Annotated in this window: 27 protein-coding genes, 1 tRNA gene, 1 other RNA gene and 3 pseudogenes; 6 read left to right on the top strand and 26 right to left on the bottom strand. The window is 67.4% G+C overall.

The features are described from left to right. Positions 1 to 59 precede the first annotated feature (59 nt). An RNA gene (ffs, locus tag OP79_RS51035) (signal recognition particle sRNA small type) lies at positions 60 to 158 on the bottom strand. A gap of 71 nt (positions 159 to 229) precedes the next feature. Between ffs and OP79_RS19170 the strand changes: the two genes are divergently transcribed. Further along, positions 230 to 317: transfer RNA gene (locus OP79_RS19170), tRNA-Ser, on the top strand. Between the two features lie 304 nt (positions 318 to 621). On the opposite strand, the gene OP79_RS19165 is transcribed toward OP79_RS19170, so the two are convergent. From OP79_RS19165 to OP79_RS49770, 17 genes and pseudogenes are all read right to left on the bottom strand, one after another. Further along, positions 622 to 2,205 (bottom strand): hypothetical protein, encoded by a 1,584-nt coding sequence (locus tag OP79_RS19165; protein WP_033321462.1) that lies wholly within the window; start codon positions 2,203 to 2,205, stop codon positions 622 to 624. A 467-nt stretch (positions 2,206 to 2,672) separates the two neighbouring features. After that, a complete protein-coding gene (locus OP79_RS19160; protein WP_033321461.1) occupies positions 2,673 to 3,587 on the bottom strand; it encodes a CU044_5270 family protein in 915 nt (304 codons plus the stop codon). Then, positions 3,584 to 4,198, bottom strand: coding sequence for an RNA polymerase sigma factor (locus tag OP79_RS19155; RefSeq protein ID WP_051744738.1), 615 nt, complete (start codon positions 4,196 to 4,198; stop codon positions 3,584 to 3,586). The genes OP79_RS19160 and OP79_RS19155 overlap by 4 nt, the downstream gene beginning before the upstream one ends. Positions 4,199 to 4,347: 149 nt before the next feature. After that, positions 4,348 to 5,586, bottom strand: coding sequence for a tyrosine-type recombinase/integrase (locus OP79_RS19150; protein ID WP_033321460.1), 1,239 nt, complete (start codon positions 5,584 to 5,586; stop codon positions 4,348 to 4,350). A gap of 10 nt (positions 5,587 to 5,596) precedes the next feature. After that, entirely contained in the window at positions 5,597 to 5,830 is a 234-nt protein-coding gene (locus OP79_RS19145; protein ID WP_033321459.1) for an excisionase family DNA-binding protein, read from the bottom strand. Continuing rightward, on the bottom strand, positions 5,823 to 7,127 hold the full coding sequence (locus OP79_RS19140; RefSeq protein ID WP_033321458.1) for a replication initiator: 1,305 nt from the start codon (positions 7,125 to 7,127) through the stop codon (positions 5,823 to 5,825). Before OP79_RS19140 ends, OP79_RS19145 begins: the two co-directional genes overlap by 8 nt. 132 nt (positions 7,128 to 7,259) lie before the next feature. After that, on the bottom strand, positions 7,260 to 7,517 hold the full coding sequence (locus OP79_RS19135) for a hypothetical protein (RefSeq protein WP_033321457.1): 258 nt from the start codon (positions 7,515 to 7,517) through the stop codon (positions 7,260 to 7,262). Between the two features lie 14 nt (positions 7,518 to 7,531). Further along, on the bottom strand, positions 7,532 to 7,726 hold the full coding sequence (locus OP79_RS19130) for a hypothetical protein (RefSeq protein ID WP_033321456.1): 195 nt from the start codon (positions 7,724 to 7,726) through the stop codon (positions 7,532 to 7,534). Between the two features lie 9 nt (positions 7,727 to 7,735). Then, positions 7,736 to 7,927 carry a mobile element transfer protein gene (locus OP79_RS19125; RefSeq protein WP_033321455.1) on the bottom strand — a complete coding sequence of 64 codons (192 nt, stop codon included), beginning with the start codon at positions 7,925 to 7,927 and terminating at the stop codon, positions 7,736 to 7,738. After that, positions 7,927 to 8,136: an RING finger protein gene (locus OP79_RS19120; RefSeq protein ID WP_033321454.1), complete on the bottom strand. Its 210-nt coding sequence runs from the start codon at positions 8,134 to 8,136 to the stop codon at positions 7,927 to 7,929. The genes OP79_RS19125 and OP79_RS19120 overlap by 1 nt, the downstream gene beginning before the upstream one ends. Before the next feature lie 18 nt (positions 8,137 to 8,154). Beyond that, entirely contained in the window at positions 8,155 to 8,766 is a 612-nt protein-coding gene (locus OP79_RS19115) for a DUF2637 domain-containing protein (protein WP_033321453.1), read from the bottom strand. Then, complete coding sequence (locus OP79_RS19110; RefSeq protein WP_033321452.1) at positions 8,766 to 9,026, bottom strand: hypothetical protein; 261 nt, start codon at positions 9,024 to 9,026, stop codon at positions 8,766 to 8,768. The genes OP79_RS19115 and OP79_RS19110 overlap by 1 nt, the downstream gene beginning before the upstream one ends. A gap of 81 nt (positions 9,027 to 9,107) precedes the next feature. Further along, a pseudogene (locus OP79_RS49775) lies at positions 9,108 to 10,480 on the bottom strand (FtsK/SpoIIIE domain-containing protein). A gap of 5 nt (positions 10,481 to 10,485) precedes the next feature. Then, a complete protein-coding gene (locus tag OP79_RS19100; protein WP_033321451.1) occupies positions 10,486 to 10,836 on the bottom strand; it encodes an SCO3933 family regulatory protein in 351 nt (116 codons plus the stop codon). Positions 10,837 to 10,959: 123 nt separating this feature from the next. Beyond that, complete coding sequence (locus OP79_RS19095; protein WP_033321450.1) at positions 10,960 to 11,688, bottom strand: GntR family transcriptional regulator; 729 nt, start codon at positions 11,686 to 11,688, stop codon at positions 10,960 to 10,962. A gap of 62 nt (positions 11,689 to 11,750) precedes the next feature. Next, positions 11,751 to 12,215 (bottom strand): ATP-binding protein, encoded by a 465-nt coding sequence (locus tag OP79_RS19090; RefSeq protein WP_033321449.1) that lies wholly within the window; start codon positions 12,213 to 12,215, stop codon positions 11,751 to 11,753. A gap of 280 nt (positions 12,216 to 12,495) precedes the next feature. After that, positions 12,496 to 13,236 (bottom strand): annotated as a pseudogene (locus OP79_RS49770) (GntR family transcriptional regulator). An 83-nt stretch (positions 13,237 to 13,319) separates the two neighbouring features. Here OP79_RS49770 and OP79_RS19080 point away from each other — a divergent pair. Continuing rightward, positions 13,320 to 14,411, top strand: coding sequence for a DUF1152 domain-containing protein (locus OP79_RS19080; protein ID WP_078491882.1), 1,092 nt, complete (start codon positions 13,320 to 13,322; stop codon positions 14,409 to 14,411). 24 nt (positions 14,412 to 14,435) lie between these two features. Here the strand turns inward: OP79_RS19080 and OP79_RS53985 are convergent, their stop codons facing one another. After that, positions 14,436 to 14,987 carry an RICIN domain-containing protein gene (locus OP79_RS53985; protein WP_157857331.1) on the bottom strand — a complete coding sequence of 184 codons (552 nt, stop codon included), beginning with the start codon at positions 14,985 to 14,987 and terminating at the stop codon, positions 14,436 to 14,438. A gap of 454 nt (positions 14,988 to 15,441) precedes the next feature. Beyond that, a complete protein-coding gene (locus OP79_RS51850) occupies positions 15,442 to 16,161 on the bottom strand; it encodes a type II toxin-antitoxin system Phd/YefM family antitoxin (RefSeq protein ID WP_078491881.1) in 720 nt (239 codons plus the stop codon). Positions 16,162 to 17,116: 955 nt separating this feature from the next. Here OP79_RS51850 and OP79_RS19075 point away from each other — a divergent pair. After that, positions 17,117 to 17,464, top strand: a complete 348-nt coding sequence (locus tag OP79_RS19075; RefSeq protein ID WP_245685373.1) for a hypothetical protein — start codon at positions 17,117 to 17,119, stop codon at positions 17,462 to 17,464. A 452-nt stretch (positions 17,465 to 17,916) separates the two neighbouring features. Here the strand turns inward: OP79_RS19075 and OP79_RS19070 are convergent, their stop codons facing one another. The 5 genes from OP79_RS19070 to OP79_RS19050 form a co-directional block, all read right to left on the bottom strand. After that, on the bottom strand, positions 17,917 to 18,417 hold the full coding sequence (locus OP79_RS19070) for a YfbM family protein (RefSeq protein ID WP_033321448.1): 501 nt from the start codon (positions 18,415 to 18,417) through the stop codon (positions 17,917 to 17,919). A 389-nt stretch (positions 18,418 to 18,806) separates the two neighbouring features. Further along, entirely contained in the window at positions 18,807 to 19,721 is a 915-nt protein-coding gene (locus OP79_RS19065) for an LLM class flavin-dependent oxidoreductase (RefSeq protein WP_033321447.1), read from the bottom strand. 46 nt (positions 19,722 to 19,767) lie between these two features. Continuing rightward, on the bottom strand, positions 19,768 to 20,760 hold the full coding sequence (locus OP79_RS19060; RefSeq protein WP_033321446.1) for an aldo/keto reductase: 993 nt from the start codon (positions 20,758 to 20,760) through the stop codon (positions 19,768 to 19,770). Between the two features lie 13 nt (positions 20,761 to 20,773). Next, positions 20,774 to 21,868: an NAD(P)/FAD-dependent oxidoreductase gene (locus OP79_RS19055; RefSeq protein WP_033321445.1), complete on the bottom strand. Its 1,095-nt coding sequence runs from the start codon at positions 21,866 to 21,868 to the stop codon at positions 20,774 to 20,776. 104 nt (positions 21,869 to 21,972) lie between these two features. Continuing rightward, a complete protein-coding gene (locus tag OP79_RS19050) occupies positions 21,973 to 22,431 on the bottom strand; it encodes a MarR family winged helix-turn-helix transcriptional regulator (protein WP_033321502.1) in 459 nt (152 codons plus the stop codon). A gap of 191 nt (positions 22,432 to 22,622) precedes the next feature. Here OP79_RS19050 and OP79_RS19045 point away from each other — a divergent pair, with 191 nt between their 5' ends. The 3 genes and pseudogenes from OP79_RS19045 to OP79_RS19040 all read left to right on the top strand — a co-directional run. Further along, a complete protein-coding gene (locus OP79_RS19045) occupies positions 22,623 to 23,096 on the top strand; it encodes a hypothetical protein (protein WP_033321444.1) in 474 nt (157 codons plus the stop codon). Then, entirely contained in the window at positions 23,047 to 23,148 is a 102-nt protein-coding gene (locus OP79_RS58870; protein ID WP_483855334.1) for a WYL domain-containing protein, read from the top strand. The genes OP79_RS19045 and OP79_RS58870 overlap by 50 nt, the downstream gene beginning before the upstream one ends. Positions 23,149 to 23,179: 31 nt before the next feature. Continuing rightward, positions 23,180 to 23,359: pseudogene (locus OP79_RS19040) on the top strand (ATP-binding protein); the annotation flags it as partial. A gap of 123 nt (positions 23,360 to 23,482) precedes the next feature. Here the strand turns inward: OP79_RS19040 and OP79_RS19035 are convergent. Then, positions 23,483 to 25,960, bottom strand: coding sequence for a SpoIIE family protein phosphatase (locus OP79_RS19035; protein ID WP_033321442.1), 2,478 nt, complete (start codon positions 25,958 to 25,960; stop codon positions 23,483 to 23,485). Between the last annotated feature and the right edge of the window lie 157 nt (positions 25,961 to 26,117).

Below are 26,117 nucleotides of genomic sequence, written 5' to 3'. Positions count from 1 at the left end.
GACCGCCCGCGGGACAACCCCGTCGCCAGGCCCGTACGTACCCCGGTATGTGTCCCCGGAACGCAAGCGCCCCCCACGCACCCGCCAGAGCCAACCTACCCTTGCTGCCTTCCGGCCCTGGGGGAGTTCAGTCAGATAGCGCCGCGTGAGGGGCTCCGCACAGGGTACAGGATCTGACCGGCACGAACGAGTTCGCGACCACTCCCCGGCGTCCTGTAATGTTTCCGACGGAGGATTCGCCTAGAGGCCTAGGGCGCACGCTTGGAAAGCGTGTTGGGGGCAACCCCTCACGAGTTCGAATCTCGTATCCTCCGCCAGTGCCTCACCGGGCACGATGTCGAAGGGCCCCACCGCTTGCGGTGGGGCCCTTCGACGGTCTCCGTCTCATTTTCCGTCTCAGTTGGCTTTCCGTCTCAGTCGGTCGTCCTCAGCTTGAGTTTTAACCTTCTTCGCGGCGTTGCCTGCCACGAAACGACCGACACTCCCACGTGGGCAGCGCCTGCGCTCGCCCCTCTCCATGAGCGGCATGCGGTTTCGGAACACCGGCGGTGTGAAGCCTCGTTGCGTCGGTGTTTCACAACTCGTTCTTCGCAGAGCGCAGGGGTCAACCAGGAGCTTCCTCTACGCCGGCGGCCTTACCCGTCGGCCGTCCGTCTTCAATAGTTGGCGGATCGTTTCCAAGTCCAGCGCCGGGTTCGCAGCCGCAGCGTGGGCCAGCTCCTCGTCGTCGAGGAGTACTGCCAGCCGGGGTTGCGGAAGATTCGGGTGGCGCGTCGCTGCTGCCCTCACGTCATATTCCGGGTCCTGGGTGAGCCGCTCCACGGCTTCCGGCTCAGTTTCGGGGTCGCGTGTGGCCAAGGCCCGGACCTCAGAGTCCTCGTGGTCGGCGAAGGCGGCCAGTCCGTTGGTCGGGAAGTTCGGCCGGGTGGTGAGGTGGCTGCGCTCGGGGCCGGTGTACTCGAGGAAGCTGCGCAGCAGAAGTGGCGCGGGGGCCTCTGGATGGTTTTGGGCCAGCAGGACGCGTACGCCGAGGTCGTCGTCGGCCGCCAGGCGTGCGACGAGGTCCGGTGGCAGCAGGTGGTCCCTGGCTGCCTGCCGACGCAGCAGTGGGTGGTTGGAGAGTGCGTTTCGGCGGACGGTCTTGGGATCCCGGAGCACCTCGAGCGCAGGGTGGAAGACGAAGGGCTGGTCCATGGGGACCTGGTAGTCGATCTGGGCCCGTTCCTCCTCGCTCAGCGCGGGGTGGACGGACACGGCCAGCCGGACGCCGGGGTGGGGGTCCGTCGCCAGCGCGCGGCGCTCGGCTGGTCCCAGGTCCGCGCGGTACGCAACCTTCGTGCGCACACCCGGGTCCGGATCGGCGACGAGTGCGCGGCGCTCGGCGGATCCGAGGTCTGCGCGGTGCGCGATCAGGCCCCGTATTTGCGGAACCGGGTCGGCGGCCAGGAGGCCCACTACGTCGCGAGGGAGGGAGGGGTTGACGGCGATCATCGCCTTGTCCTCCTTGCCGACGGACCTGGCAAGGACGCCGTCTACTACAGCTCTGCTGAGGGCGTGGTGGAGCAGCGTGTCGGTACGGGCGTGGCACGGTCGGTCAGGGAGCGCGCTCTCCACCCACGCCGGATCCTCATAGCGCGCATGCCGCTGCGCTGTCTCCCGGACCCCGTCGTCGGGGTCTGTGAGCAGTGCGGCTCGCATGTCTGTGGACAGTGATGCCCAGCTGCCGACTCCCCAACGGCGGACCTTCGCGATCGGATGTGTGGGCATGGATCGGCGCAGCCTGGTGGAGACCTGCTGGTAAAAGAGACCGCCCAGGAGTTCGTCGTCATACGTGCTGATCATGTGGACGACGGCCTCGTCGGGCAGGGGCCTGGGCTGGGCGGGGGCCGCCACCCGCGGTCCCTCGGCGAGGTGGGCGCGGACGAACCACTCGGGATCGTCCAGCAGTCGAACTCGCTGGGCCGGATCGACATGGGGGTTACGGGCGAAGAAGCTGCGGGTGTAGGTGTCCGGGTGCTCGATCACCGCGTCGACGACTGCGTCGGGCAGGATCCGATCCCGGCACAGCACCATCCGTACGGCAAGCGGAGCGTCAGAGAGCAGCCGCAGGAGGATGCTCTCCGGCACGGACGGGTTGAGAGCCAGCCCGGCGAGCCGACGGGTGGGGAGATCGGCGTCCGCCCAGATCTGCTCAGGCGTAGGCATGCTTTGTACCCCAAAGTGTCAACCGGCCTAGTGAAGACTTGGTCCACGACCCTACCCGCCTTGCACAGCGACGGGCCGAGCGTTGGGTAGCGCCGTCCGGGGCCCGCCCAGACGGTCGCGCGCTGGCGAGGCGGGCTTCCCGAGTCCGCCGCGGATGGAATGCATGCCATGCGAACTGCAGAGTTCACCTCAAGTGGGCCTGGTCGGCGCCGAACCGTAGTCGCCGAGGTTAAAACTCAAGCTCAGAACCTGTTTCTGAACCCTTCGTAGATCAGTCTGTGGCCGGGGCCGTCGGGTTGGCATGTGAGGCGTTCGGCCACCGAACGCGTTGGGCCCCAGCCGCCTCCTGCCCGGCGAGGACCCAACGGTGTCTTTCGTCAAGCCGCTGTCACCGGGCTTCACGTTCCTGACGTGGCGATGGCTTCGGTGTTACCTCCAGCCTGCCCGGTCGAGGGTTTCGTGCCTTCCTAGGGACGCTGCCCCGGCTTGTCGACGACAGCTCGCTCGGTGATCGCGCTGGACCCGGTGAGTTCGCCCTTCTTCTGCCCGTCCGGGAGGTCTTCAACGGCGACGACGCGCTCTCCCAGGAATTGCTTCGTCTTCTTGTCGAAGAGCAGCTCTTGGCGCTCTCCGTCGTTGACGCGTGCGACGGCCACGCCGTGGCGCCCCGCCGCGTCGACCGCGTCCGGGATGACGACAACCCCGGGAATCCTGGCTGCCGCCCGGTAGAGAGCCGCGCTCTGAGCGGGCGGCATCAAGGTCTCGAACGAAAGATCACCGACCTGCATGAAGGCGTTCTGGTCCGCGCTCTCGCCGCTGTCGCCCCCGTCACTGACCCGGTGGAGCCACTTCAGCATCTTGTCGGGGTCGGTCGGCAGGGTTTGCAGGTTCCGGTAGTTGGTGGCGGCCTCGTCCGGTGGCTCGGGCTTCAGGGTCTCCTCGTGGTCAAGCTCGCGGAGCAGTCCCGTGTGCAAGCCATCCACCGAAAGCCAGATCTCCCGGTCGTGAATGGGAGCCAGCTTCGCCTTCTTGCCGTCCTCGTGCCTGGTGTAGGCCACCCTGCTCTCGACGTACACGAATTGATCGTCACGGATGTTGCCGGGAACCTTCTCACCCTCGGCCGCCAATGCGATGTCCTCCAGCAACGCCACGGCCTCCTTTGTCGGCGATTGCGCGCTCGCGCCCCCGCCGGATGGCGGGAGGAACGCGAAGGTGACAGCGGCCGCGGTGGCGACGGCCGCCGCTGCGAACGCGGGCCGCAGCCACTTCTTGCGTACAGAAGCCTGCTCGGGCGTCTCGCTCTGCCGGATCTCGGTCATCAGATGCTCCTTGAGGAGTTCGTGACGGCCCGGCGGAAGGCTTTTCTCGGGAAGCTCAGTCATCGGTTCCCCTCCTTGATGGGCCTGACCGCAGTGGTGCGGTCATCTCTCATCTGTCCGCGCCCGGCAGGCGGTTCCATATATTTCGCGAGTTTTGTTCTTGCTCGGGAGAGCCGCGACCGTACGGTTCCGACAGGCACCCCGAGCGCCTCGGCCGCCGCCGCGTAGTCGAGCCCCGCCCAGACGCAGATGGCCAGAACTTCCCGATCGGCCCTGCGTAGCTCGGACAGCGCGGTCCGTACGAGAGCCAGCTGAGCCGAGTCGTCGAGGCGCCCGGCGATCTCGTCGGCGAAGTCCCGCTCGACCTCACCCCGGGGCAGTCGTGCGACGGCGGCCGCGTGCCGTCGCGCCGCCCGGCGCGTGTTGCGCGTGACGTTGGTGGCGATCCCGAGCAGCCAGGGCCGCAGCGAGCCACCTTCCTCATTGACCTTCTCGCGCAGGCGCCAGGCGTCCAGGAAGGTCAGCGACACGACATCTTCAGCCTGCGCCCAGTTCCCCGTAAGCCGGAACGCGTGGTTGTAGACGGAACGTGCGTACGCGTCGAAGAGCTCGCCGAAAGCGCCTTGGTCCCCCGTGCTGATGCGTTTCCGCAGAGTCGTATCCACACCTTCCATCTGTCCGTACGACGAAAGCCGGTTCCAGTGACTCACGTCACAGGGGGTCGGTTTTCACCGTCATACCTCGTGGAGATCAGAGCGGTATGCAGGTCGGTGCCGAACTCAAGCAGCCGGCGCAGGTGGGAAAGATGCTGAGTGCCAGGCACTCAGTCAGCCGTCGGCGGCTCCCAGAGCGCGTCTCCGACTTGCTGTGCGACCTTCCGGAGCATCGGGCCGGTGATGTGCATGTACCGGGCGCGCATCCTTGCCGCTCCCCCAGGCTCCCAGCCCATGATCGAGTCGACCACGACGTCCGGAACGCCGAGGAGGAGAAGGACGGTCGCTGCGGTGTGGCGAGCGTCATGGAGACGGCCGTCCCGTACGCCCGCGTCCCGAAGCAGCTGCTTCCAGACGTGATAGTCGGTGTTGGGGCTCAGTGGCCCGCCCGTCGGCGAGGCAAAGACGTATCCCTTGCCCTCCCAGTCGGCACCAGCCGCGATCCGTTCCTTCTCCTGCTCCTCCTGGTGCTGACGGAGGAGCTTGATCAGCGGATCGGGCAGACCAATCGTCCGCCGTCCGGCGCGGGACTTGGTCGACTTGTGCTCTCGGCGGACCTGCTCACGCTTGGGGCAGTAGCCAGCCTTCCGCCCGCAGGGGTCGTCTCCACAGCCGTGCGCGTACTTTGGCCGGAGCCGGTTCTTGCGGATGCGGACGTACCCCGCATCCAGATCGGTGTCCTCCCAGTGCAGCCCCAGCGCCTCCCCTTGCCGCAGACCGAGGGCAAGGGCGACGACCCAGCGCGCGCTGTTGCGGAGCTTGGCCGCCTCGACGAGGACGCTCTGAACCTCCTCGATCGTGTACGGCTCAATGTCCTCCTCTTCGAGGCGCGGAGCCTTGGCGATCTCGGCGACGTTGGTCGGGACGTGCCCGCGCCGTACCGCCTCACCGAGGGCGACCCGGACAGTGCGGTGGACATGGTGAGCGGTGCCGGCCGAACTGCCCGCCTTCTGCATCCGCTGGTAGAAGCGCTCCAGGTGCTCGGGCTCCAGCCGCTCAAGCCGGTGGGCGCCCAGGCCGGGCACGATGTGAACCCGTACGTCTACCTCGTATCCGTCGTACGTGTTCTCGGAGACGTACGGCTTGGCGATGTTCTCCACCCAGTGCTCAAGCCAGCTCTGGACCGTCCAGCCCTTGCCCGGCTTCCGCAGTTTCTTGGCATCCCGCGCCCGTTCCATCTCACGGACGGCCTTGGTCACTTCGGCCTTGGTCTTCCGCTCGATGTGACGGCGGTCCGGCTTGCCGTCATCACGAACGCCGACCGTCACCCGACCGTGCCATTTCCCGTCCTTGCCGAGGTAGATGGACGAGGCCCCGTTGGGTTGGCGAGTGCGTTTCTCCTCTGTCATGGCCGCCCCCTCAGGCCGCTTCGGTGGGACGAGAGCGGAGCTTGGTGACGTACGAGCGCAGCGCCTCAAGAGGAACGCGGCGAAGACGACCGACTGTCACCGACTCGATCTCGCCCGCGAGGACGAGCTTGAAGCACGTCGTACGGCCGATGCGGAGCCGTCGGGCAGCTTCTTCGACGGTCAGGAGCACCGAGGAAGGGTCGGCAGTCTCCACGACAGGGGAGGCGGCTCGCGGTTCAGCCATGGGTCGGTTCTCCTTCCGTTCCGGGGGCGGATTCGAGGGAGGCGGCGAGCCAGGATTCGCCTGCGCTGAGGCCCGTTCCGGCGAAGACCCAGTGGGCGAGGACGAGCGTGGTTTCGCCGTCCTGCGGTGCAGCCGGGGCAACCTGGGCGCGGCGCCATTCGGCGCGGGCGTCGCGGAGGGCGCCGAGGGTGGTGGAGTAGCGGCGGGACTTGGTGGAAAAGTGGCCGCGGAATCCGAGCATGTGGGCCCAGGCGCGGAGCCGGAGGTCTGCCAGCTCGGGGCGTGCGCCGAGGTCCCAGGCAGTGCGGATCATGCGACGGGCATGGTCGGTGATCCGGGCTTGCGCCAGCTCGGCGAGGAAGCGGATCGGCCGGTCCAGGGTGCCGGTCGCCGTCTCGGCGCCCTTGGTGGCGTACTTGGCGATGTACGCGGCCACCGCCCGTTCGGTCAGCTCCTGGCCGTCGTCGAAGTCGGCGGAGCGGATCGGGCGGACGTCGAGTTGACGGCCGAAGGCGAAGGTGTGCGCCCGGCTGTCGATCACTGGCCCGTCCACGCGCGCGGCGATGGCGGCGGCGCGGATGGCGTCGGTCAGCAGCTCGGCGGTGGCCCAGGCCGGGGGTGAGGTGTCGCCACCTTCTGGGCCGTCGATGCGGATGACCGCGTGGAAGTGAACGGCGCCGCGTTTCTGGTACTCGGCCACCTTGGCGAAGGAGATGCGCGAGTGCTCGCGGAAGGCACGTTGGGTGAGCCCTGCGCGCTTGGCAACCTCACGGCGGAGGTAGATGGAGAAGCGGCGCCACAGGGCCCCGGCGTGTGCGTTCCAGAGCACGGCGGCTTCGTAGTCGTACGTGTCGGGGTCGAGGGGTGTGCCGAGAGCCGCATCCTCCTGGTCGTGGTGGACGCCGCAGCGGCAGCCGCGCCCGCCGGAGGGGCGGTTGTGGACGGGGCCGAAGCCGGGGGCGGTGAAGGTGGCGAACACGCGCGGGTGGGTGCCGACTTGTTCGGGAGTGCCTTTGCCGCCGCGCAGTCCGGCGGTGATCAGGTGGTAGGTGTCTCGGCGGTACGTTTCGGCGCAGGCCGCACAGCGGGTGGCGCGGCGGTTGTTGCAGCGGACGAGGAGGTGACCGGCCGGGAGGGTGGCCGAGTCCAGGTGGTGCAGGACGCGGCCGATCTCGCCGGTTGCCGTGTTGACCTCGTACTCCGTGCGGTGGCCGTCGAGGCGTACGGGGCGGGTGCAGCCGCCCAGGCCGGAGAGTTGGCTGGCCAGCTCGGGCATGGTGCCGAGGGAGGCCAGCATGGAGAGTTCCGCCAGCGGGGGCGGAGTCTGCCGGGTGATGATGGGAATTCCTTTCGGCTGTTTCGGCGGTTGGGAGGGACGGCCCCGGGGCGGCGGGATGCTTGGCGGCGTTGTTGCCGCCCCGGCGGCCGGTCAGCGGTGGTTCGTGCTGCTGACGAGCGAGCGCAGTACGACGGCGGCGATGGCCACGGAGATGGCCGTGACGGCGACGGCCGCCAGGAGCGCGGTGAGTACGACGCTGACGACGACCACGGCGGCGACCGCGCCGACACCGACGCCCACGTACGGCGCGACCGGACGGCCGGCAGGAGCAGCCGGGGCGTGGTCCTGCTGAGTGGTGGTGATGGTCGTCGGCATGGGCGGGGCGTCGGGCAGCTTGGGACGGAACACGGCGGGACTCCTTGTCAGTCGTGGTTGCCGTTGACGACGTCGACACCGCTGCGGGTGCCGGACTCGATCGCGGGGGCGAGGAAGGTGTGCGAGAGCCAGAAGCCGAACAGCGCGATCACGACGGCGACCCAGAGGCGGACGCCGAGGAACTTGATCGCGGCCCAGGCGACGACGCCCAGGACGAAGACGAGCGGCAGCGATACGGTCACGGGATCTCCTCAGCGGACGCGGCAGCGGTGGGTGCGGGCGGCCAGTTCGGCGGCGGCGCGGCTGTCGTAGTCCGTCGAGAAACCGCACCGTGGAGCCGTACAGGCGGCGGTGTGCTTCTCGCGGCCCCGGCCGTCGTAGTAGGTGGCGACCTGGACAGGGCCGATGCGGACGACCCTGCGGAAGCGGGGATTGGCGGGCATCAGAGGGCCCCCTTCTGGTCGTTGTGGTGGTCGTGGGGTTTGCCGGTGAAGTCGGTGACGTGGTCGGCCAGCCAGCGCAAGATCTCGTTGCCCTCGTAGGTGTCGGCGGCGAGGATGACCGGCTCGGCGATCAGCACGGCTTCGGTGAGGCGGTTCTGTCGGGTCAGCTCGGCGGCGCGCTTGAGCGTGCGGAGCGTGGACGGACGCAACGGGTTGTCTCCTACGGGTCAGGTGAGTTGAGCGGCGATGGCTTCTGCGAGCGGCATCGGGACGCCGAGCCGGGCGCGAAGCGTCGGGGTGTCGATGGCGGTTCCGGTCCGGGCGTGGTGTTCGTCGGCGACCTTGCGGGCGTGGGCGACGAGCGCGGGCGGGACGGGAGTTGGGGAGGGCGGAGCCGATTCCGGCTTTACGGTGGGCAGTTCGGGTGCCGCAGCGTTCACGGCGGGCTCTGGTTCCGCCGCTGGGACCTCTGTTGGTGTCGGAGCACCGTGGGCCAGCAGGGTTCCGCCGAGGAATGCGACGGCGGGCCATCCGGCGACGAGGATGCGTAGCCAGGCCGGTACAGCGCCGAGGTCGAGCAGTCCGGCGGTGGCGACGTTGGCGCCGAGCGATGCGGTCAGTGCGACGAGGAACCAGCACCATCCGGCCGCTTTCGGCCCGCCGGAGCTGAGCCGCCGCCAGGCCGCCACCAACAGCAGGTCGACGGAGACCGGATAGGCCCACGCCTTCCAGCCCTGCTGTCCAGCGGCATAGGCCAGGTCGTGCAGGTGGGCGAAGGACAGCGCGGCGGCGATCACCGCTTGGACGAGTACGGCGTCAACGCGGATGGGCAGCCGCATCACCGCTCCTCGTCCGGTTCCTGGTCACCGCCGGTCAGGGCGGCGGCGTAGGTCTCCAGTGCCTTGACGTAGTCGGTGCAGGCGGCGGCCAGGTCGCGGGCGAAGGCCAGGTGATCGGCGATGGGAACCCGGTCGAAAACCGAGACGGTCAGGGAGTGGCCCTCTCCGTTGAGGGTGAGGATCGGGGTTCGTCGAGAGCCGTACTGGCTGAGGTGGACGTTGGTACCGGCGTCCGCATAGAAGGACATTGAGGCGGTCACGAGGTTTCCTCTCGGTTTTCAGGCATGGCGGGGTAGGGACTTGGCGCGGGACGGCCGCGCCGGCAGTTGGAGCGGGTGCGCTTACTCGGTGACGGGGCGAGGGGCGGCCACGGGCCCGGATTCCTTCACGGGCACGGGCGGGACGTAGGGCCGGAAGGGTGTGAGCGCCGGTACGTCAGGCGCGAGATCGGCCGTCTCGCGGCAGGTGGCCGCAGCATCGACGAGGGACAGGTACGGGGTTCGGATGCGGGACCAGCCGCCGGACGTGTCGCCGACGACGGCCAGGCCGGGCAGTTCGGCGGCGATGGCGCAGGCAGCGCCTACGGCTTCCGGGGCGATGTCGCCGAGCGCCATCTTGGCGGAGGCTTCGTCGTTCACGCGGTGGCAGACACGACCGGTGAGCTGAGCGCGGAGCATGGTGGCGCCCTTGCCCAGCTCGGCGCCGAAACGCTGCCCGCAGACCTCCAGGTAGATTCCGGCGGCCCGGCCGAGCTGAGCGAGCCGGATGAGCTGGGTGACCATCTCGTCCCGCCGCTCCTCCTCCTTTCGCGTGGCGACGAGGAAGAGTTCCGCCACCTCGTCGATGAACAGCACGACGGGAGCGGGGCGTTCGCTCTCGGGCAGGCCCCAGATGTCCGAGGTGATCTCCTCGTCCGGTGTGCCGGGGGCGATGCCCTGGCGGGCCTTGATCAGGTCGTAGCGGTCCTCCATTTCCTTCACGAGCACGGGCAGCAGCTCGGCGGCCTGGTCAGGGTCAGTCGCGAGCGCCGAGAGCCGGGCGGCGAACGGCGCCAGCTCCACGCTCCGCTTGCAGTCGATGCCGACCAGGACCACCGGCTGAGCGGCCAGCTCGGCGAGCAGGTTCCGCAGGTACATGGACTTGCCCGAGAGCGTGGCGCCGAGGACGAGTTCATGCGGTACGGCGCGGTAGTCGCGTACGAACGCGGTCGCGTCCTCCCGCAGCGCCACCGGCACGCGGAGCAACCCGCGGTCGATCCGGCGAGGCATCCGTACCTTCCGCAGGACGTCGAAGCCGACGAGCCGCAGTTCAACGACTCCGGGCTTGATGTCCCGGACGTACACGGCGTGAACGCCCCAGGCGTGCCGCAGCCGTTCGGCCGAGGCCGCGACGTCCGCAGGTTCCTGGCCGGGAGCCAGCCGCAGCCGAAGCCGCAGGCCGGTCGTGGTCGGGCGGATCATGCCCCGCCGAGGGGGCACAGGCCGGATCTCACGGCGGGTGGTCGCTTTGACGGCCAGTGCCCGCCACCGGGACGGCTCGACCGTCAGGCCGCACGCGTCCATGGTCGAGGAGTACGAGGCCAGCAGCCGGGCGACCGAGACCGGCAGCCCGACCGTGGACCAGTACGCCGCCGGTAGGCGTGGCGGGCGTAGGCCGCGCCGCCTATCGCAGCGAGCGACCCGCCCAGCTCGGCCCACGTCACCAGGTCCGTCACGGCGATCAGCCCGCCTCAGCGGCCGGGAAGGCGCCCGGAGCAATGGCGGTGGCCCGGTAGGCGATGCCGTGCCGCTGCTGGCCGTTGAACACGCTCTCCCACGGCCGCGCCACCAGACCCGGCAGCGCGACCGGAGCTCCGAGCGTCAGTCCCTCGGAGACACCGCTCTCAGGAACCGTGACCTTGATCAGCGACGATTCCCCCTCCTCGATGTAGACGACGCCGACCGTCATCAGTGCCTCACCGCTCACGGTGTCCTTGGCGATCTCACCGGTCTGCCGGTCGCGCACCTTCGGCGACGGCGCTTCGGTGAGCAGGATCGTGGCGGTCGAGGCGTCAATGCGGATCACACGCACAGAGATTTCTCCTTCTGAGTCGATCAACCTGCCACCTGACAAGTTGACTTAGCAAGTTCGAAGGTAGAGATGCCAGGTTGACTTGTCGAGTCGTTGTCGAGCGGAACCCGCCCTGCTCCAGGATCAGTTCAGGCGGTAGGTGTCTTCCAGTTCCTGCCGATCGGCAGGTAGCAGCACGTCAGAGACTTGCAGCGCCTGCCCGGAAGCGTCGCACGCGATGACCAGGACGCTCAGGACGGGCACGCCATCTGGCAAGCCCAGTAGCTCAGCCTCACCGCTCTCAGGCAGTCGAGCCGAGACCCGTTCCGTCACGTGGTCGAAGCGGGCTTTCTTCCGCGCTTCCAAGTGCTTGCGGACACTGCCGCTCAGGGCTTCGGAGCTCCCCAGCTCGGTGTCCTCAGCCAGGCCGGCGGGGAAGTATGACGAGACCAACTCGACCGCTTCGCCGTCCTCTTCGACCAGGAACCGGCGCATGAGCACCTTGGCCCGCTTCGGCAGCCCGAGCGCCGAGGCGACCCGCGCCGGAACGGGGACTTCACCGACCTCAACCAGACGTCCCGAGGTCTGCGACTCGTCACGTTCCAGCGCCTCGCGGCCCCGCCGGTCCTTCTGCTCAACGACTTCCGGACGACCCCGAACGATCGTGCCGAACCCCTGCCGGGACTCCAGCCAGCCATCCCGCTTCAGCAGCTCAAGCGCCCGCACGACGGTCGGACGGGACATCCCGAAAGCCTGCACCAGCTGGTTCTCACTGGGCACCCGCGTACCGGGCGGGTACGTGCCGTCCTCGATGCGACGCTGAATCGTCTGCGCGAGGCGCACGTACTTCGGTGGCTCCACTTCATACGCCATGAATGCCGCCCGTCGGGATTGGCCAAGTCAACTGGTCAACCAGACTAGCGACAACTGGACCGTCAGAACAGGATCGGTCCGAAGCCCTCATTGGACGGCCACGCGTCGGCAACGATGAAGGAGACGACCGTCCCGCCGAAGCGACTGGGACCGGAGTGCCACGACTCGGCGATGGAGTCGACGAGGAGCAACCCCCGCCCGTGAGCATCGTTGGCCTCCGGTTGCCGCATGCGCACACTCGCCGGGAACCCCGGATTGTGCACCTCGATTCGAAGCGACGTCTCCACCCGATACCACTCAACGCGCACCACCCAGGTCTCATCCGCCCGCCCGTAACGAATGGCGTTGGTGACCAGCTCCGAGATCATCAATACGCAGTCGTCGATCGAGCAGGCCGGGTTGTACGGGGCGATGAACTTCCGGAACCACCGCCGGGCCCGAGGCACAGACTCCGCGACGGGGTGCAAGGTCATGGCACCGAGTCGCGGTGAGTCCTCAGAGGGAAAGCGGTCGATCGTATAGGCCATCCGCACTCACTCCTTGCCGCTGCCGTCGCAGTCGAGGCAGCGCCGTTTCGATGTGGCACGGACGCGGTCGTTGGCCGTGGAGAGCGCCAGAGCCGTACGGGAGTCGACGCGCTTCCAACCGCGCCCCCGGCATCCCCGGCAAATTGAACGCGCGCCGCTCTCGTTCGGCCGCAGAGTCGTCACGTCGTGCCCCCTTCCAGACAAGTGGCCTTAGCCACTTCCTGGATAGTGGCATTGGCCACTTGGAGTGCGCAAGCGGTTCGGCGCAACTGCCGGACCATCAGGTGAGCGGGTAACCCTGCTCGAAGGCCCAACGATGCGGGGGATAGGTGGCTTCGGCGAACTCCAGCGGCCGGTCCTGGAGGTCGAAGACGACGTGATGGACAATCAAGACGGCGGAGTTCGTCTCAAGTTGGAGATCGGCTGCCTCCTCGTCCGTCGCACTGCGAGCTCACATACGGTCCTCCGCATAGCTGCCCTGACGTCCCGTCATCTTCTCGACATACATGAGGGTCCCCTCCTGAATCCGCTCGGGATCCACGAGCTTCGGCGCACGCTGGCCGACATCCGGAGCGAACCACGAGGTAGACAGATTGATCGGACCGTCCTGGTTGTTGGTCACCCGACGCCGATGCACAGCCCGGCGGTCCTTCACCAGCCCCAAGGCCTCAGCGACGTGATCTGGCGCCTCAATCCAACCGGCCGAGGTGATCACCGCGTACTCACCGGGCGTGTAGATCTTCCCGGTCTGCCGGGCCCGCCCGTACAGCTCACGCGCCCGCCTGTTGACCTCCAGGCTGCGCACGTACGTGCCCGATCCCTGGCGCTTCTCGACGAGCCCTTGATGGCTCAGCGCTTCCAACGACCGTGCGGCAGTGGGCCGGGAAACCTTCCAGTCCGCCGCCAACTGCCGCTCTGAGGGCACCTCGTCCCCCGGCCGCAGGTCTCCCCGAAGGATCTGATCGCGGATGTAGTTCGCGATCTGGAGATACTTCGGCTGAGCCTCCTCGATCTGCGGCATCTGCCCTCCTCGGTCCAAAGTGGCTATGGCCTCTAGCCACTATAGGATGAGTGGTCAACCCTTGACCCCGTAGGCTGAACCGCATGAAGCGGTTGATCGTCGCAGCAGGAGGAGGGGGCGACGCAGTCGCCGCCGCCATGCTTCACGCCGCCCTCTACGGCGACGAGGACCAGGCGGTGATCCTCACGTACGCGTGGGACCGCCTCTTGATCGACCCGGTACCGGGCCCCCGCGGACCGGACAACTTCACCGGCCTCGAACCGATGACTCCGGCCGTGTGGGCAGTGCCGGCCAAAGCCCGCCCGATCGCTCCGGCAGGCTCCACCCTCCCCCGCCTTGCGGCAGAGCTCCCGCACACGTTCGCGCTGATCGACCCGCACCACGGCACCGAGGGCATCACCCGCCAACTCGAAGAACTCGTCAGCCACTTGTCACCGGCGTCGATCGATCTCCTGGATGTGGGAGGCGACATCCTCGCGCGTGGCGATGAGCCGACGCTGAAGAGCCCGCTTGCCGATGCCGTCACGCTCGCCGCCTGCTGCCAGGTGAACGCACCCATCCGCCTCCTGGTGGCGGGTCCTGGTCTGGACGGCGAACTCTCGCTCGATGACCTACGCGGCACGCTCGGCTCCCTCGTCTACACGTTCACGGCGAAGGACGTGGAGCCGATCAGCCCGGTCCTGGAATGGCACCCCTCCGAGGCAACCGGGATGCTCGCGGCAACGGCCCGAGGCGTACGCGGCACCTGCGAAATGCGGGACGCCGGACTCCCCGTTCCCCTCACCGACCAAGGCCCCACGATCCATGAGGTTGACCTGGACGACGCATTGAGCCGCAACCAACTGGCCCGCGCCGTCATGGCGACGAACACGCTGGACGAAGTGGAGGCGCACAGCCGCGAAGTCTGCGGCTACTCGGAGATCGACTACGAACGCAACAAGGCCGCCTGGCTCAAGGAACAGCCACCGGTCAAGCTCGACCCCGAGACCGTGCTGTCCCAACTCGACCAGTTCGAGGCCGAGGCCCGAAGCCGCGGAGTCACCCACACGACGTTCCGCCACCTCACCGAAGCCCTCAGCCTCCCTGGCACCCAGCGACAGGCCCTCAGGTCCCTCCTCATCGAGACCCGCCCGCAGCAGTACGAAGGCCCCCTCTGGTCCGTCGCAGGGAGCTAACCCGGCCAGCCTGCCTCGGCAATTTCAGGAGCCGTCTTCTGGTATCACGAATGGCATGGCCAGCAGCCACTGCTGGTTCTCGCCGTCATGTGGCTCCCAGAACACGGGCATCGTCCTTGCCTCAGCCTCGTGAGGGCTGTCCAGGGCGAGGCCTGTTCCTGCGTTAATAATGCGATGCGCCCGAAGCCCGGGAGCGGGAAAGACATGCCACCGTTGCCAAGCAGCATCGTTGCCACTGCGTCCCCGCATACGGGGATGATCAAGGGCTGCTGCCGCATGACCATCGAGCAGCAAGTTGTTGCTTTCAGAGATGATGTGCACCCCACTGCCATGGCCAGACGCCTCCAGGTACCACAACTGATGCGGTTGGCCATGCGGCCCCCAAAGATGCGGCTGGCTGCCATCAGAGTTGCGAAGACACGTGTCGAGCGCCAACCCGCTGCTCACCGATATGAGCAAGAAGGGTCCGCTCGGCTGACGCTCACGACGTTTGAAGAACGCACCCACATCGTTCGTTCCGATCTTCAGGAACGGAAGACCTATCTCGGCACTGACCTGACGGTTTCTCGGCAGCATGGCCGCCATCCTAGGATGGCGGACTACCTCCAAGTGTGGTGTTTGCAGCTTCGGAATGGTTCGTGAGATCGCACGGCAGAAGTGTCTAGTCCCAGGTGATGCTGAGTTACAACTTTCTCTACGGGTTCAAGGCCCGCGCACGGCGCGGGCGCGCGCCGCCTCTGCGGCGCGGCCTGCCTCCTGTCTGCGCCCCGGCTGGCCGCGCCCGGCGGCGCGCTGCGTGCAGCGGGCAGCGCAGAGAGAAACCCTCTGTGGCTGAGGCCGGTCGGCTCCGCGACTTTAGCCAGCCACTTTGGCGCGAGCCTCGAAGATCATGGCCCCAACGTCGTGCTTTAACGGGCAGGTCCACTGACTGCCCGACGCGCCGGAAGCTTACGGGGCCATGATCACTCGCGCCAAAGCAGCTCCCGGCCAAAGTCGCTACGCCAACCTCAGCGAAATTCTGCGGCAACGATCAACGATCAGCCCAAAAATCATCCCTCAGCCATTCATCCGAACGATACATGATTTCTTGGGCAGCCCCATCACCTAAAATTGTATTCGTAAAATCCGCGAGAAGAATTGTTGCGGAGATCCATGTCATCAACTCATCCCCACTAATCGGGACATCTATGGAATTGCGCCACCCATGGAGGTCCTCCCCCATTTTCAGAGCCCATAGACCGCCAGCGACAATCGGGATCCCTTCACCGGTGTAGAGTTCACTCCCATGTCGCTCCCTGAATAACCTTGGCATGATCAATTCCTCAAGGGAAATTCGGCGCTCCGCTTCATCATCCCCATTATTCATGGGGAATACAAAGACATCTCCGTCGGTCGAGAGCTGCCCAAATGGGGCATACAGGACCGTTATCAGGATCGCGAGTTCCCCAACCAGGTCGCCTCTACGTTCTCCTAGCTCCTCCAATATGTCAGGCATGAGTTCAGAATTGGATGTCAACATAGCTTCAACCAGGCCAATCGCCTTTCGTGTGCTCCGCGGAACCCAAATCTTTGGACTGTCTGTACGTGGCTCGAAAGAAGGTGCGACCAGGGCTGCAGCGCGCCGTCCGTTTCGAGTCAAGTACACGACGGCGCCATCCCGCTCCACCTGGTCGATTAGGTCCCTCAGGGTGGCGCGTGCCTCACGAATCCCAACCTCAAGATCGGGTTTATCGTCGCGGTCCTCAGTCATGGAGGGAGCGTAACGTATCAATCACGATCCCGCATACGTCCGAGCAAAAGGGTGTGTACGCATGTGTACACACCGACTTTTGCCCTCTACCTACGCGCTTCGGCATCCTGTTCCTGAAACGCCAAGGCGATGCGAAATCGCCTCACTCAGAGAAGGTGTCGAATCCTGTAGGGGGTACCGTAATGCCTGAATCCGATAGCTCCTCTGCGCCGCGGAAGTGGTGGATGCACCACACCATTCCTTTGTCATTGGCGATCATTCAGGGAGTCCTGAATTTGTCCTACCCGGCTGTAGGACATGCCGTTTCGGCAAGTGTTGTTATCTACCTTGCTGTGGTAGATGCGACTCAGCGCAAGAGGGGCAGTCTCGTGGGAGGGCAAGTTCCTGAGACGTCGCCCCAACCGACAGAAATTTGCCGAGCCGAGTGAGGTCTCTCGCAGCGTGCCTGTCCGGCCCCATCAGTGCCAGGCCACCCCGCCAAGGTCAGCTCTAGCTTGAGCTCCTAGAGCGGTGGTCTACGGATCATGGACTATCTGTGGACAGGTCCGATGTAGCCCGATGCCCACGAGGCTCTGACTACCAGCTTTCGCTAGGACCGAAAGGCCCTCCGGAGCCGTGTGCGCAGGTTCGAACCCTGCTGGGGCATACCGCATGAGGGTGCCGAGGGCCCCGTCACCAGCGGACGGGTGAGGGCAGGTCCTCGTACCAGCGCGGTTGCAGTCGGTTCTAACTGGCGTTCCACAGCGGCCAATTAGGCCATAATCGGGATATGCCGGTGAGCACTCCCCTCTCCCTCCCGATACCTCCTCTCGTGCCTCTGCCTGTACCGCCGCGCAGGGTGGTTCTGATCAAGGAACCTCGCACAGTCGCTCGCCGACTAATGCGCAGCGCTGGGGACGGGCCCTTGCCCGTCCTGGCGCTGCGCGTACAGGACCGAGCCCGAGAGGAGGTCCGGGTGTTCCTCAGCGAAGACGGATTCCGTGAGCATCGCCTCTATGTCCTGGAAATCGCCGGCAGCCACCCTCACATCAAGATCGGCTATAGCTCCGATCCGTGGGGTCGGCTGACCCAGCACATCGGGGAGATGAACCGCTGGTATCACACGTTGATCAGGGCCCATGTCTCCGAGCCACTGATTGACAAGCACAGCGGAAGGCAGGCCGAGGACCGAGCACACAGCTTTATGCGCAAGCTCTACCCTGTGGCGGCACCAAGTTCCCGTGAGACGTTTATGGGCACAGACTTCAACGCCGGCACGGCCTGCGTGGACGTCGCTGTCTCCCTGACGAAGTACTCCGCCTGAGCCAAGGACGCGGTGGGCCGGTAGGCGCCTCGCTGGCGCCTACCCTCACCAAGCCCAAGGAGGTCCTGGGCGACAGCCAGCCCGGCACCCAGGTAAGCCGCAACGTCCTCGCCGATGCTCGTAACGCCAGCGCACTGTTCAGCAGAGAAGTACCGCAACCTCGTCGACCGCAGCAGCCCTCTACGCCCGACTGACCAGACCTCAATGGCCTTGCAGCCTAAGGCACAGGTTTCCAAGGCCAATATCCCCAGGGCGCTTCGGGACAAAGGAGGGGAGGCCATGCCATTGGCGTGCCAGATCCTACGGGGACTCACGGGGACTCACGGGGAATAGCGGGGACTCGGCTGCGCATCCGAGAGACTGGAGCACCGTTTCGACGCAGGTCAACACAGTGATCGCCGTCAGAAGACCCGAGCTTCCCAAGCTCAGCGTCCCCCGGCTGGGGGCCTCTGTCAGTCGAGCCAGACAAGCAGTGCGTCATCCGCTGCGGCGGCGGCCTCGAAGAACTCCGTCAAGCCCTCGTACCAGTGGCGCCCCCACTCAAGCGCGCCAGGCTCGTCCCACCCCAGGGGATACACCTCAGCCCTCGTGAGTTCGGCAGGATTCACGCCGTCGATGAGCTGGTCGTAAGTGGCGGTGCGAAGAGCCTGCGCCGCGAGCCGAACACGTTCAGGCTTCAGATATCGCGGAGGCCCGTACCCCCAGTCCTCATCGTCGGCAAACGGCTCCTCACCATGGATCACGTTCACCGAGAACTCGACGCGCGACAGCAGGAAGCGGAGCATGTCCCAGGCCTTGTACGTACTAAAGTGCCGTGCTTCAGCTGGCGCAGGCTCCGACTCCTCCTCGGCGTCCTGGACCTCTTCGACGAAGTCCAGGGCCCAGTCCGGGTCTTGGATCGCTCGGTCAAGCTCAGCAGCCGTGACACGCAAGTACTCGCCGATCATGCTCATGGCCGGAGACTAGGCGAGGCCACTGACAACGGCCGCCGCGCCCGTCTCACTTTCCGTCTCATTCAGCCCGGTTCACCGACGTTCAGCCAAGACCGGGAGTTGATCCCATCCTGTGGCCAGCCGTCCATGAACCCAGGTGAACGGCCCCGAACGACACCCAACACCCCACCACCACAGTTGGAAAGCGTGTTGGGGGCAACCCCTCACGAGTTCGAATCTCGTATCCTCCGCCAGTGCCTCACCGGGCACGATGTCGAAGGGCCCCACCGTTCGCGGTGGGGCCCTTCGACGTGTCGCAGCACCAAGTGTCGCGCGACAGCCTGACCCCGCCTGGAACGTTTGGATATCCCGCTGGGTCAGCACTTGTTCGCAGCCATCCTCAGCAGGCTTCAGCCGTTCTCCTTTGCGGTCGCTTCACGTACGGCCGGGACGATCTCGCCGGCCCAGCGGCCGAGTGAGGCGGTGCTCTGCGTGCCGTGGTCGGCCGAGAAGAGGGTGAAGCCCGACGCTCCGTGCTCGAGTACGGCGTCGGTCAGTTCCTCGACCCACTGGTCGACAGAGCCGCCGATCCAGCGGCCGTCGGTGTCGCGCGTGGCAGGCAGCGGCCGGTCGGTGATGCGCCCGGGGAAGTTGAAGACCGTGCGGATCTCGCGCGGATCACGGCCCGCGGCCGCCGCCGCTTCGTCGATGACCGGCCGCGACGTCCGGTAGCGCTCGCTGAGCCAGTCCGCCGCGTGGCCCGGGATCCATCCGTCGGCCACCCGCCCGGTGACGGCCAGGGACTTGCGGCCGACCGAGCCGGTCCACACCGGAGGTGCGGCCACCGGAGACGGCTCGATCTCGTGCACCTGGTAGTGGCGGCCCTGGAAGGTGACCGGTGGGCCGCCGCCCGACAGCCTCTTGATCAGGACGATCGCCTCCTCGAAGGCGTCCACGGCAGCGCCGGGTGAGAGCCGCTCCACGCCCATGTCGGAGATCCGGTCCCACAGCCCGCCCGCGCCCATGCCGAGCACGACGCGGCCGCCGGAGAGCGCCGACAGCGAGGTCACCGTGCGCGCCAGGAGGGGAGCGGGCCGGGTCGGCAGGTTGGTCACGTTGGCGAAGCCCGCGATGCGCTGCGTACGCCCGAGGAGGAATCCGATGGTGGCGTAGGCGTCCAGGCGCTCGCCGATGTAGGGGTGGTCCGACAGCGAGAAGTGGTCGAGCCCGTCACGGTCGGCCTGCTGGACCATGCGCAGCAGCTCCGGCCCGTCGTCGATGCCGCTGTGTGCGCCGAAACCGAAGACGATTTCTTGAACAGACACTGCTCTGCCTTTCGTTCGATTCATTCGATGGGCCGCCGGTGCGTGATCACCAGGCGTACGCCTCGGGCGCGGGCTTGGCTCCGTTCGGTCCCGGCGGCGGGAACAGCTTGTCCAGCTCGGCCAGGGTGCCGTCGTCGAGGGTGATCTGAAGTGCGCGCAGCGACCCATCGAGCTGCTCAGCCGTCCTCGGGCCGACGACCGGCCCGGTCACGCCGTCCTGCGCGAGCAGCCAGGCCAGTCCGACATGGGCCGGGTCCTCGCCGAGATCGGCGCACAGCTTCTCGTACGCCTCGATGGTGTCCCGGTGCTCGGCGAGCGTGCTCGCCGAACGTCCTGTGCTTCCGCGGGAGGAGCCGCCCTCTTTCTGCTTGCGCAGGACTCCGCCGAGCACTCCACCGGCCAGCGGGCCCCACGGGATCACACCGAGTCCGTACGCCCGTGCCGCGGGCAGCACTTCCAGCTCGACCCAGCGGTTCAGGAGGTTGTAGATGGACTGTTCGGAGACGAGGCCGAGGAAGTGCCGTGACCGAGCGGCCTCCTGAGCCTGTGCGATGTGCCAGCCGGCGAAGTTGGACGAGCCGAAGTAGAGGACTTTTCCTTGCTGGCGAAGGACGGTGAACGCCTCCCAGATCTCCTCCCACGGCGTGTTCCGGTCGATGTGGTGCATTTGGTAGACATCGATGTGGTCAGTCCGCAGTCGTTTGAGTGACGCCTCGCAGGAGCGCCGGATCTGCAGGGCGGACAGGAACCGTTCATTGGGCCGATCGCCCGTCGGCAGGTAGGTCTTGGTGGCAAGGACGGTCTTCTCCCGCCGGCCGCCGCCCGCGGCGAACCACCGGCCGATGATCTCTTCGGTGCTGCTCTCGCCCTGCCTCGTGCCGTACACGTTGGCCGTGTCGAAGAAGTTGATGCCGTGCTCATGTGCACGGTCCATGATCGTGCGACTGTCCTCTTCGGAAGTTTCCGTCCCGAAGTTCATGGTGCCGAGCACGAGCCGGGACACGGTGAGGCCGCTGCGGCCCAGGTGGGTGTACTCCATGAGTTCCAGCCCTTCAGGCGGTGGGGCCGAACTGGCCGATGAAGCGGCCGGTGAACAGGTCCGCTCCCTTGTACTCGGCCACCATCTCGGGCGACGCGACGAACGGGCCGTCGGGAGAGGGCAGTTGGCCGACGCCGCTCTTCGGGCCGAGCGGGAGCAGGATCATGGGGAAGGGCAGCGGCTGGTACGTGGCCGTGGGCTGCTCGCCCTTCAGCTGGGCGTTGATGTTCTTGGCGACCACCTCGGCGTGCTGCATCGCGTAGCCGGCCATCTTGGCCTCCGCGACATCGGTGATGTCGCCGACCGCGTACACGTTTTCGTGTCCCTTGACGTTGAGGAGTTCGGTCACGGGAACCTGGCCCTGCGGCGTACGGGTGGTGAGCTTGCCGTCCGCGAGGTAGTCGCTGTTGGTGCGCGTCCCGTAAGCGCGGAACCAGATGTCGGCGGGGATCTCGTCGCCGCCGCTGGTGGTGACGGTGAAGCCGCCGGCCAGTCCGGGCTCGGTGCCCGGCGACGCCGTCAGGGTGGTTGAGAGGCGTAAGTCGACGCCGAGTACGTCGAGTTGGGCCCGCAGGTCCTCGACCACCTCCGGTTTGAACCCGGGGAGCAGTTCCCCGGCCGGGTCGGCGATCGTCACGTGCTTGTCGGGCCAGACTTCCTTGATTTCCCCGGCCAGTTCGAGCCCGACCGGGCCCGCGCCGAGAATCAGCACCTTGTCGGCCTGGCGCAGTTCTTTGTGCGTCCGGCGCAGGTCGTCAAGCGCCTCACTGACGGAGTCGGACGTGGGCTTGGCGGGGTAGGCGTAGCTGGAGCCGGTGGCCAACACCACGTAGTCCGCGGCGACATGCTCACCGGAGGCCAGGGTGACACCGCCGGGGTCCACCGAGACCGCGCGGTCGCGTATCACCTCGCCCCGCGGGAGCAGCGTCTCGAAGGGGAAGAACATGCTGCCCGCCCAGTCGGGCCGGGTCAGCGCCCGCAGTGACGCGGCCGCGTTGACGAACGCGTCACGGGGGTCGATCAGAACGACATCGGCCTCGGACTCCAGCGCCTTGGCGACCGCGGCGCCCCCATAGCCTCCACCGATGACCGCGACGGTACGACTCATAATGAGAATCTCCATAGAGAGAAAGGGTTGCAGTTCGTGACACGAACAGTATTAGTTCGTACTACGAACTGCAACCCTCTTTCATGGAACAAGGCATCGCAGCCTCAGCGCGTGCGGTCGGCGGGGGCTACCTCCTCCGGTGCTGCGAAGACCACCGGAACCTCGTTGTCCAGCACGACGCGGCCCAGCAGGCCGGCGAGCACGTCCCGCTCTGCCGGGTCCAGGCCTGCGGGCAGCTCCTCGATTCGCCTGCAGGTCTCGTCGTAGAACTCCCTTGCCAGCTTGGCTCCTTGGGTGGTGAGTGTGACCCGCACCGCACGCGTGTCCCGCGGGTCCGCCTCGCGCCGGACCAGGCCGTTGCGCTCGGTGCGGTCCACCAGGCCGGTGAGGCTCGACTTGGCCAGCCGCAGCGTCGCCCCCAACTCGCCCATACCGTACGGCCTTGCCATCAGCACGCACAGCAACTGCCCCTGCTGTGCGGTCACTCCGTACTCCCGGCCGGACTCGGCGTACACCGCGTTCACCAGGAACGAGCACCGCACCAGCGCGGCCACAATCCCGATTTGGTCACTATCACGCTTATCCACCCGGCCAGGGTAGCACCGAATGTCCCGATAGTTCGTGCAGCGAACTACGGGTCAGAGGGGGTACGGCAGGGCCAGGCAGAGCGCTTGCAGGGCGGCCTCGAAGGCATGGTCGGGTGGGGTGCCGTAGCCGATGACGAGGCCGTCCCGGCGTGGATGGTGCTGTCGGGGTGGCAGTAGGGAGTGAGGCCGCCGAGGGCGAGGCCGTCGAGGGCACGGTCCGCGTCGAAAAGGCCCGGCCTCGGTGGGCCACCGCTCCCGTTCCGGTTCCGGTTCCGGTTCCGCGCGGCACCAGCGCGAAGGGCAGCGGCCGGATCGCTGCCACGCGCGCGGCGAAGGCATCCGCCGCCATCGACTGCAACACCCTGGTGGCCCAGCTGCTGGCCGCCCCGCCCACGATTCCCGATCCGGCGCCGTTCGACGGAGGAGCGCCCTTCGCCACGGACACCGAGGAGATCGTCGCCGGGTGGGCGAAGCGCCTGCCGTACGGCGACGTCTGCCAGCTCGCCCACGCCATCGATACCGGTCAGGCCATCACCGTCGAGTACGTCGCCACCTCCGGCAACCAGACCGTACGTACCCTGAGCCTGCCTCATGCTCGACCCGCCCTACCTCGAAGCCTGGTGCCACCTCAGGGACGCTGAACGGGTCTTCACCCTTTCCCGCATCCACAGCGTCATGAGCGTGCCCGAGTGAGAGGGGAGATGGTATCGATCGAGATACTGTCTCGATCGATACCATCTTCTGCCGGCGCGGCCGGGAAATGGTCGTGGGGCCGCTGAACCCGGCCGACATCGGCGAGATGCTCGACCTGTCGCCGGCGGCCGCGAGCCGGGAAGTGCTGCGGGCCATCGGAAGCGGGGAGCGAACGTTCACCAACATCGCGCGCGCCGCAGGCGGCATCGCAGGACCGGCGCAGAGGGCCGCCGCAGCGTGGGCAGGTCGGGGATGAGCCTTCCCGGTGCGATGTGATGCGTTTCCGGTTCGGGGTTCAGGGTTCAGGGTTCAGGGTTCAGAAGGGGTTCAGGGTTCAGGGGGAGTGGTCGGGCGGGGTCGGCTCAAGGGTCTGTTCCGCCCAGATGGTCTTGCCCTTGGTGGTCTGGCGGGTGCCCCAGTGCTGGGTCAGCTGGGCGACGAGGAGGAGGCCGCGGCCGCCCTCGTCGTACGTGCGGGCGCGGCGGAGGTGGGGAGCCGTGCTGCCGCCGTCGGAGACCTCGCAGATGAGGGTGTTTTCGTGGATCAGGCGGAGCTGGATGGGAGGCTCGGCGTGGCGGATGGCGTTCGTCACGAGTTCGCTGACGACCAGCTCGGTGACGAAGGCGGCGTCGCCCAGCCCCCAGGCCTCGATCTGTGCCACCGCGTCCTTGCGGGTCTGGGCGACGGCGGAGGGGTCGGCGGGTACGTCCCAGGTGGCGACCTGGGAGGCGTCGAGTGCGCGGGTGCGGGCGAGGAGGAGCGCGACGTCGTCGGCCGGGCGCTGGGGCAGGAGGTCGGCGAGCACCGTGTCGCACAGGGCATCCAGGGAGGGCGCCTGCCGGGTGAGCAGTTGGCCGAGCCGGTGGACGCCCTCGTCGATGTCGCGGTCACGGGATTCGACCAGGCCGTCTGTGTAGAGGGCGAGCAGGCTGCCCTCGGCCAGGTCGATCTCGGCCGCTTCGAAGGGCAGGCCGCCCAGGCCCAGCGGAGGGCCCGCCGGGAGGTCGACGAGTTCGGCGGTGCCGTCGGGGCTCACCACGAGCGGTACCGGGTGTCCCGCCCGGGCGAGTGAGCAGCGGCGGGAGATCGGGTCGTACACGGCGTACAGGCAGGTCGCGCCGACCTCGCCGCCGGTCTCCGGGTATCGGCCGGCCTGCTGGTCGCTCTCCAGCTCGGTGGAGAGGCGGGCGACCAGGTCGTCGAGGTGGGTGAGCAGTTCGTCGGGGGGCAGGTCGATGTCGGCGAGGGTGCGTACGGCCGTACGCAGGCGGCCCATGGTCGCGGAGGCGTGGAGGCCGTGGCCGACGATGTCGCCGACGACCAGTGCCACCCGCGCCCCGGACAGCGGGATCACGTCGAACCAGTCGCCGCCCACGCCTGCGTGCGCGCCGGCCGGGAGGTAGCGGGAGGCGACCTGCACCGCCGCCTGCTCGGGCAGCCGCTGGGGCAGCAGGCTGCGCTGCAGCATCACCGCCGTACCGCGTTCGCGGGTGTAGCGGCGGGCGTTGTCGATGCAGACGGCCGCCCGGGCCACCAGCTCCTCGGCTAGCACCAGGTCGTCCCGCTGGAAGATCTCGGGATGCCGGTAGCGCACGAAGACGGCGACGCCCAGAGTGGTTCCGCGTGCCGACAGGGGCACCGTCATCACCGAGTGGATCCCGAGTTCGCGGACCCGGGCGGCCCGGACCGGGTCGCGGGCGGTCACCTCGGCGATCTCGGCGTCGGTCATCTCGCGCAGCGTGGCCCGTCCCGACCGGAGACTCTCGACCGGTGCGGAACCCTCCGGGTACTCGTCCACGTCGCCCTGGGCGACGACCGTCTCCGGGACGCCCGGAGTCAGGGACCGGTGGGCGACGCGCCGCAGCAGGACAGGGCCGACCGTCGTCACGCCTTCCGGGGGCGGCTCATGCAGATCGTCGAGGGAGGTGTCGAGGGTGGTCAGGAGGTCGACGCTGGCGAAGTCGGCGAGTTCCGGGACCATCACGTCCGTCAGCTCCTGCGCCGTACGCATCACATCGAGGGTGCTGCCGATGCGCCGGCCCGCTTCGGCGATCAGCTGGAGCCGCTTGCGGGCCCAGTGCTGTTCCGTCATGTCGTGGGCAGAGAGACAGACACCGCGCACCTCGCCCGCCTCGTCCCGCAGCGGCGACATGAAGACCGACCAGGCGTGCTCGCGCGTCTCACCGGCGACGCGCAGAAAGTTCTCGTCGTACTGCGGCTCACCGGTCTCCAGTACCCGCGTCATGCTCTGTTCCGCCGCCTCGCCGGCCGGGTTGTCCACGATCTCGTTGACACGCAGTCCGCGCATGTCGTCCTCGGTGAGGGCCACGGACCGTTCCATGTCCTCGTTGGCCCGCCGCAGCCGGAGCCTGGTGTCGTAGAGCGCCAGTGCGCAGCAAGGGGACTGGGTGAAGCTCCAGCTCACGAGGGCTTCGTCATCCGGCAGGGGCTTCTGCCCGGTCAGTGGGGAGACCAGGAACCACTCGCGGGTGCCGGTCTCCGGTGTCCTGTGGTGCGCCAGGACCTTGATCTCGAGGCGTCGGCCGTCGCGGTGCCGGACAGAGACCTTCCCGTGCCATCTCGGCAGGTCCGCGAAAGGTGGCAGATTCTCCGCGGGGATCGCCTCCGCCAGCAGATCGGCCGCCGGTCGTCCCAGGATCTGTGCGGCCGAGTACCCGAGCAACTGCTCGGCCCCCGCGTTCCACCCGGTCACCGCGCCGCCTTCATCGACGGTGACGCGCGCCGTGAGCGCCTCGCCGACCACATCTCCGAGCGGGCGCGTCGCCCGGTCGGCGGCGATGCGCTGGTCCATGATCGCTCATCTCGCTCTCGCGGAGGTCCACCGGTCTGCGGTCCGCGGTCCGCTCTCCTCGGGCCGCCGCTCCCAGGACGTAAGCCATTATCGCCGTATCCTGCGGCTCGACGCCGGGTGGAACGGCGGATGCCGTGTCACCGCAAGCACAGCCCGG

Source organism: Streptomyces yerevanensis (assembly GCF_000716805.1).
GTDB lineage: Bacteria > Actinomycetota > Actinomycetes > Streptomycetales > Streptomycetaceae > Streptomyces > Streptomyces flaveus.
This window is presented reverse-complemented; position numbering and strand designations above follow the sequence as displayed.

Coding starts and splice junctions, on each gene's coding strand:
- OP79_RS19165 (WP_033321462.1), bottom strand. CDS start 2,205: ATGCCTACGCCTGAGCAGATCTGGGCGGACGCCGATCTCCCCACCCGT.
- OP79_RS19160 (WP_033321461.1), bottom strand. CDS start 3,587: ATGACTGAGCTTCCCGAGAAAAGCCTTCCGCCGGGCCGTCACGAACTC.
- OP79_RS19155 (WP_051744738.1), bottom strand. CDS start 4,198: ATGGAAGGTGTGGATACGACTCTGCGGAAACGCATCAGCACGGGGGAC.
- OP79_RS19150 (WP_033321460.1), bottom strand. CDS start 5,586: ATGACAGAGGAGAAACGCACTCGCCAACCCAACGGGGCCTCGTCCATC.
- OP79_RS19145 (WP_033321459.1), bottom strand. CDS start 5,830: ATGGCTGAACCGCGAGCCGCCTCCCCTGTCGTGGAGACTGCCGACCCT.
- OP79_RS19140 (WP_033321458.1), bottom strand. CDS start 7,127: ATGCTGGCCTCCCTCGGCACCATGCCCGAGCTGGCCAGCCAACTCTCC.
- OP79_RS19125 (WP_033321455.1), bottom strand. CDS start 7,927: ATGCCCGCCAATCCCCGCTTCCGCAGGGTCGTCCGCATCGGCCCTGTC.
- OP79_RS19115 (WP_033321453.1), bottom strand. CDS start 8,766: ATGCGGCTGCCCATCCGCGTTGACGCCGTACTCGTCCAAGCGGTGATC.
- OP79_RS19095 (WP_033321450.1), bottom strand. CDS start 11,688: ATGGCGTATGAAGTGGAGCCACCGAAGTACGTGCGCCTCGCGCAGACG.
- OP79_RS19090 (WP_033321449.1), bottom strand. CDS start 12,215: ATGGCCTATACGATCGACCGCTTTCCCTCTGAGGACTCACCGCGACTC.
- OP79_RS19080 (WP_078491882.1), top strand. CDS start 13,320: ATGAAGCGGTTGATCGTCGCAGCAGGAGGAGGGGGCGACGCAGTCGCC.
- OP79_RS53985 (WP_157857331.1), bottom strand. CDS start 14,987: ATGCTGCCGAGAAACCGTCAGGTCAGTGCCGAGATAGGTCTTCCGTTC.
- OP79_RS51850 (WP_078491881.1), bottom strand. CDS start 16,161: ATGACTGAGGACCGCGACGATAAACCCGATCTTGAGGTTGGGATTCGT.
- OP79_RS19070 (WP_033321448.1), bottom strand. CDS start 18,417: ATGAGCATGATCGGCGAGTACTTGCGTGTCACGGCTGCTGAGCTTGAC.
- OP79_RS19060 (WP_033321446.1), bottom strand. CDS start 20,760: ATGGAGTACACCCACCTGGGCCGCAGCGGCCTCACCGTGTCCCGGCTC.
- OP79_RS19055 (WP_033321445.1), bottom strand. CDS start 21,868: ATGAGTCGTACCGTCGCGGTCATCGGTGGAGGCTATGGGGGCGCCGCG.
- OP79_RS58870 (WP_483855334.1), top strand. CDS start 23,047: ATGCTCGACCCGCCCTACCTCGAAGCCTGGTGCCACCTCAGGGACGCT.
- OP79_RS19035 (WP_033321442.1), bottom strand. CDS start 25,960: ATGGACCAGCGCATCGCCGCCGACCGGGCGACGCGCCCGCTCGGAGAT.